Genomic DNA, 4,861 nt, shown 5'->3' with positions numbered 1-4,861 from the left:
CCCCCGACACCCCGCGCGAGGGCGCCCACGCACTGCTCCCCGCCCACGCGCCGCACCCCGGCCACCCGCAGCGCGCCGCCGCCGAGCGGCAGGAGGCCGTCGAGTTCTTCTGGTACGGCTGCAAGCACTGCGCCCAGTTCGAGCAGCCGCTGGAGCGCTGGGCGGCCCGGCACCGCGACGACGTCGTGCTGCGCCGGGTGCCCGCCGTCTGGCAGGGCGGCCCCGACGAGCAGCGCCAACTCGGCCACGCCCGGCTCTACTACACGCTGGAGCGGCTCGGCGCCGTCGACCGGCTGCAGGCCGAGGTCTTCCGGGCCGTCCGCGAGCGCCACGAGGACCTCACCACCGAGTCCGGCGCCGCCGCCTGGGCGCTCGCCCAGGGCCTGGACTCCGCGGCCTTCCACGCCGCCTGGCGCTCCCCGGAGGTCGACCGGCTGGTCGCCGACGCCCCCGGGCAGATGGCCCGCAACCGCATCACCGAGATCCCCACCGTCCTGGTCGGCTCCGGCCGCACCTCTCCCGCCGGCGCCGGCGGCGTCGAACGGATGCCGGACGCCATGGACACCCTCGTCGAACACCGCTGACCCGGATGGGCCGCGCAGCCGCCCGCCGACGGCCCGGGATCCGGCCCGCCCCTACCCGATCCACCTTCACCGAACCAGCCCCTGGCGCGCACACCTTGTGCCAGAGTGGGACGCCCGGGTCGCACCGCCTGAGCTGCGGCCCACCGGCAGCCACATGCGAGAGGGCGGGGGCCCGTGGGGGGACACAGCGCGCAGGTCGTCGACGGGCGCGGCACGGAGACGGCGGCCCGGGCCGCCGTGTCCGAAGGACCGCCGCCGGAGCTGCTCTTCAAACGGCGGCTGCGCCCGGCGCGGACCGCCCGCGAACTCTGGGCCGCCCGCGAACTCGTCCGCGCCCTCGCCGAGCGCGACCTGCGCGCCCGCTACAAGCAGGCCGTGCTCGGCTTCGCCTGGGCGGTGCTCACCCCGCTCGCGCTGTGCGCCATCTTCACCCTGGTCTTCCACCGCGCCGTCAAGATCGACACCGGTGGGGTGTCCTACCCGCTGTTCGCCTACGTCGGCCTGATCGTCTGGCAGTTCTTCAGCAACACCATGAACCAGGGCGCGCTCAGCCTCGCCAACAACCTGAGCCTGCTCAACAAGGTGTACTGCCCGCGCGAGGTCTTCCCGCTGGCCACCATGCTGGTCGCCTCCGTCGACATGCTCATCGGCGTCGGCGTGCTCGCCGTGCTCTTCCTGGCCACCTGGACGGCCCCCGCCGCGACCGCCCTGTGGGTGCTGCCGCTGCTCGCGATCCAGTTCGCCTTCACCTACGGCGTCGCCCTGATCCTCTCCGTCGCCGTCGTCTACCTGCGCGACGTCCGCCACCTGCTGCCGATCATCACGCAGATGGGCGTCTTCGCGACCCCGGTCGCGTACCCGCTGGCCCGGATCCCCGTCCGGCTGCAGGAGGTCTACTGCGGCGTCAACCCGCTCGGCGCCGTCATCGAGGGCTACCGCCGCGCCCTGCTGTACGGCCAGGCCCCCGACGCCCGGCTCACCGTCATCGCCGCGGTCTCCTCGCTGGTCTTCCTGGTCGGCGGCTACCTGTTCTTCAAGAAGCTGGAAACGGGGATCGCCGATGTCGCGTGAGTACGAGCTGGGCACCATCCGCACCGAGCACGTCTGGAAGCGGTTCAAGGCCGACCAGCAGCGGATGCTGCTGCGCGACAAGGTCGAGTCGATGGCCCGCCGGCTGCGCGGCGGCCGCGGCGAGGACTGGCGCTGGGCCCTGCGCGACATCAACCTGCACATCGAACCCGGCGAGTCCGTCGGCCTGATCGGCTCCAACGGCTCCGGCAAGTCCACCCTGCTCAAGATGCTGACCCGGGTGATGTACCCGTACGGCGGCATCATCGACGTCCGCGGACGGATCGGCGCCCTGATCGAGATCCGGGCCGGCATCCACCCCGACCTCACCGGCCGGGAGAACGTCTACCTGTTCGGCGCGCTGCTCGGCCTCAAGCGCCGCGAGGTCGCCTCCCGCTTCGACGACATCGTCGAGTTCGCGCGGCTCGGCGGCGCCATCGACCGGCAGGTCAAGTTCTACTCCTCCGGCATGCAGATGCGCCTCGGCTTCGCCGTCGCCGCCTACCTGGAGCCGCACGTCCTGCTCGTCGACGAGGTGCTCGCCGTCGGCGACGCCGTCTTCCAGCAGCGCTGCCTCGACCGGATGCGCGAGGTCGCCGAACAGGGCACCACCATCGTCTTCGTCTCCCACGACCTGCCCGCCGTCCAGTCCATCTGCCGCCGCGGCGTCTGGCTGGAGCAGGGCACCGTCCGGGTCGACGCCGGGATCAAGGACGCGCTGGCCGGCTACCGGGACTCCATCGAGGCCCAGTCCGAGGCCTCCGCCCGCTCCGGCGAGCCGCTCCAGCTGCTCAAGTACGAACTCGCCGGCGAGGACCGGGAGAACCTCACCACCGACGAGCCGATGACCGTCGAACTCACCCTCGGCGGCGACTACCGCGGCGACGCCACCCTGCACCTCGGCGTCAGCGAGGGCACCTCCAGCCCGATCTTCCAGATCAGCCACGAGATCCGGCTCACCGGCGACGACCACCACGTCGCCTGCGTGATACCCCGCCTCCCGCTGCCCCGCGGCCGCTACACCCTCTGGGCGGGCGTCTACTCCATCGGCAAGACCGACGGCGGCACCCTGATGAGCTGGCACTCCGTCGGACAGTTCGACGTGTTCGGTCCCGTGCTGGACACCCCGCCGCGGGCCGTGGTGCTGGCCGCGCCGGTCTTCGTCCCGCACCACTGGGAGGAGTGACCGCGGTGAGACCCGTCAGAGTGCTGGTGCACCTGAACAACCTGACCCTCGGCGGGGCACAGCTGAACGCCGTCGACATCGCCCGCACCCTGCGCGACCGCGGCCACCACCCGGTGCTCTTCGCCCAGGGCGTGGCCGGCGACGCCCCCCTCGTCGGCGTCGCCGCCGGGCACGGCCTCGACGTCGTGGTCGCCGGCGGCCCGGACACCCCGCACGCCGAAGTCCGCCGCAGGATGCAGGAGCTGGCGGACGAGCACGGCAGCGAACTGATCCACGCCTGGGAGGTCCGCGCCGCCCGCAACGGCTTCTTCGGGCCCGGCAGGCTCGGCCGGATCCCCGTCGTCACCACCTTCTACGGCATCCGGATGCTGCGCGGCATGCCCCGGCACCAGCCGCTCGTCCTCGGCCTCGGCGCCCTCATGGGCGACGGCCGGGCCTTCGGCCACCGCGACGTCCGACTCGTCGAACCGCCCGTCAACACGGCCACCGACGCCCCCGGCCAGGCCGACGGCGCCGCCTGGCGCCGCGAACACGGCATCGACGAGGAGGAGTTGCTGCTCGCCATCGTCACCCGCCTGGTACCCGACCTGGAGAAGGACGCCGGCGCCGAACTCACCGTCGCCGCCGTCCGCGCCCTCGAAGACCCCCGGGTCCGCCTCGCGATCGTCGGCGCAGGCCCCAGCCTGGACCGGCTGCGCGCCCGCGCCGCCGAGGCCAACGCCGCCCTCGGCCGCGAAGCCGTCCTCGTCCCGGGCCAGTTGGCCGACCCGCGGCCCGCCTACGCCGCCGCCGACATCGTCCTCGGCATGGGCGGCTCCGCCCTGCGCGGACTCGCCTTCGCCAAACCGGTCGTCGTGCACGGCGCAGCCGGCTACACCGCCGTCCACGAACCCGGCCCGCTCGTCGAACCGCACGCCTCCCGCTGCATGTACGGCTGGGGCGACGGCAGCCGCGACCCCGGCCCGCTCGCCGACCAGCTCCGCGGCCTCCTCGACGACCCCGGCCGCCGCACCGAACTCGGCCGCTGGGGACGGGACTGGGTGGTCGGCCGCTTCTCGCTGGAGAGCGTCTCCTCCGCCTTCGAGCAGCTCTACCTCGAAGTGCTGGCCGCCCCGCCGGGCCCCGCCCGCTGGCTCCGCGACCTCGAACAGATGGCCAGGTACGAGTTCGCCAAGCCCACCGCGCTCCGCCTGCTCGGGCGGTGAGCCACCGGGCCTGCCGGGAACGGTGAGCACCCGGCCGGTCATTCCCTGTGATCGAACCCGTCGATCCGGCGTTGTGACGGCGTTGCCGCAGCTGGCAGCCTTACGGCGTCGGGTCGTTCGCGGGCGCAGCGCGCGGCGACCGCTCTGCCCTCCTTCTATCCAAGGGATCTGACAGCATGTCACGCGAGATCAGCGTCGCCATCGCCTACCACAGCGGCTACGGCCACACCGCCCGGCAGGCCGAGTTCGTCCGCCAGGGCGCGGAGGAGGTCGCCGGCACCACCGTCCACCTGATCGCCGTCGACCAGATCACCGACGAGCAGTGGGCGCAGCTCGACGCCGCCGACGCCATCATCTTCGGCTCGCCGACCTACCTCGGCGACGTCTCCGCCGCCTTCCGCACCTTCGTCGAGAAGACCAGCGGCCGCTGGATGCAGCAGCAGTGGAAGGACAAGCTGGCCGCCGGCTTCGTCAACTCCGGTGCCAAGAGCGGCGACAAGCTGCACGCCCTGCAGTCGCTCTCCGTCTTCGCCGCCCAGCACAGCATGATGTGGGTCAGCCTCGGCCTGCTGCCCGGCTGGAACAAGTCGACCGCCTCCGAGTTCGACCTGAACCGCCTCGGCGTCTGGCTGGGCGCCGCCGCCCAGTCCAACGGGGACCAGGGCGCCGACGCCATGCACAAGTCCGACCTGGCCACCGCCGAGCACCTCGGCCGCCGCGTCGCCGAGCAGGCCCAGCGCATCGGCGCCTGACGCCTGGGTGACCCCAGGGGCGCGGAGAGCTGCGCGCAGTGGAAAGGCACCTGGTCAGTGTCTTTC

At 72.9% G+C, this 4,861-nt stretch carries 5 protein-coding genes; all 5 read left to right on the top strand.

The window, feature by feature from the left end:
• The coding region (locus ABZ641_RS25835; RefSeq protein ID WP_359985346.1) for a thiol:disulfide interchange protein DsbA/DsbL at window positions 1-584 on the top strand (584 nt) is incomplete at its 5' end.
• Between the two features lie 174 nt (window positions 585-758).
• Window positions 759-1,655: an ABC transporter permease gene (locus tag ABZ641_RS25830; protein WP_344625054.1), complete on the top strand. Its 897-nt coding sequence runs from the start codon at window positions 759-761 to the stop codon at window positions 1,653-1,655.
• A complete protein-coding gene (locus ABZ641_RS25825; protein WP_344625053.1) occupies window positions 1,645-2,838 on the top strand; it encodes an ABC transporter ATP-binding protein in 1,194 nt (397 codons plus the stop codon). The genes ABZ641_RS25830 and ABZ641_RS25825 overlap by 11 nt, the downstream gene beginning before the upstream one ends.
• A gap of 5 nt (window positions 2,839-2,843) precedes the next feature.
• On the top strand, window positions 2,844-4,043 hold the full coding sequence (locus ABZ641_RS25820) for a glycosyltransferase family 4 protein (RefSeq protein ID WP_344625052.1): 1,200 nt from the start codon (window positions 2,844-2,846) through the stop codon (window positions 4,041-4,043).
• Window positions 4,044-4,219: 176 nt separating this feature from the next.
• Window positions 4,220-4,795 carry a flavodoxin family protein gene (locus tag ABZ641_RS25815; RefSeq protein ID WP_344625051.1) on the top strand — a complete coding sequence of 192 codons (576 nt, stop codon included), beginning with the start codon at window positions 4,220-4,222 and terminating at the stop codon, window positions 4,793-4,795.
• Window positions 4,796-4,861: the final 66 nt, after the last annotated feature.

Source organism: Kitasatospora sp. NPDC007106, assembly GCF_040634455.1.
Taxonomy (GTDB): domain Bacteria; phylum Actinomycetota; class Actinomycetes; order Streptomycetales; family Streptomycetaceae; genus Kitasatospora; species Kitasatospora arboriphila.
Note: the sequence above shows the minus strand (reverse complement) of the source record. Positions and strands in the feature narration are given on the sequence as shown.

Excerpts from the sequence above, each read along its gene's own strand:
- ABZ641_RS25815 (WP_344625051.1), top strand. The coding sequence starts at position 4,220 with ATGTCACGCGAGATCAGCGTCGCCATCGCCTACCACAGCGGCTACGGC.
- ABZ641_RS25825 (WP_344625053.1), top strand. The coding sequence starts at position 1,645 with ATGTCGCGTGAGTACGAGCTGGGCACCATCCGCACCGAGCACGTCTGG.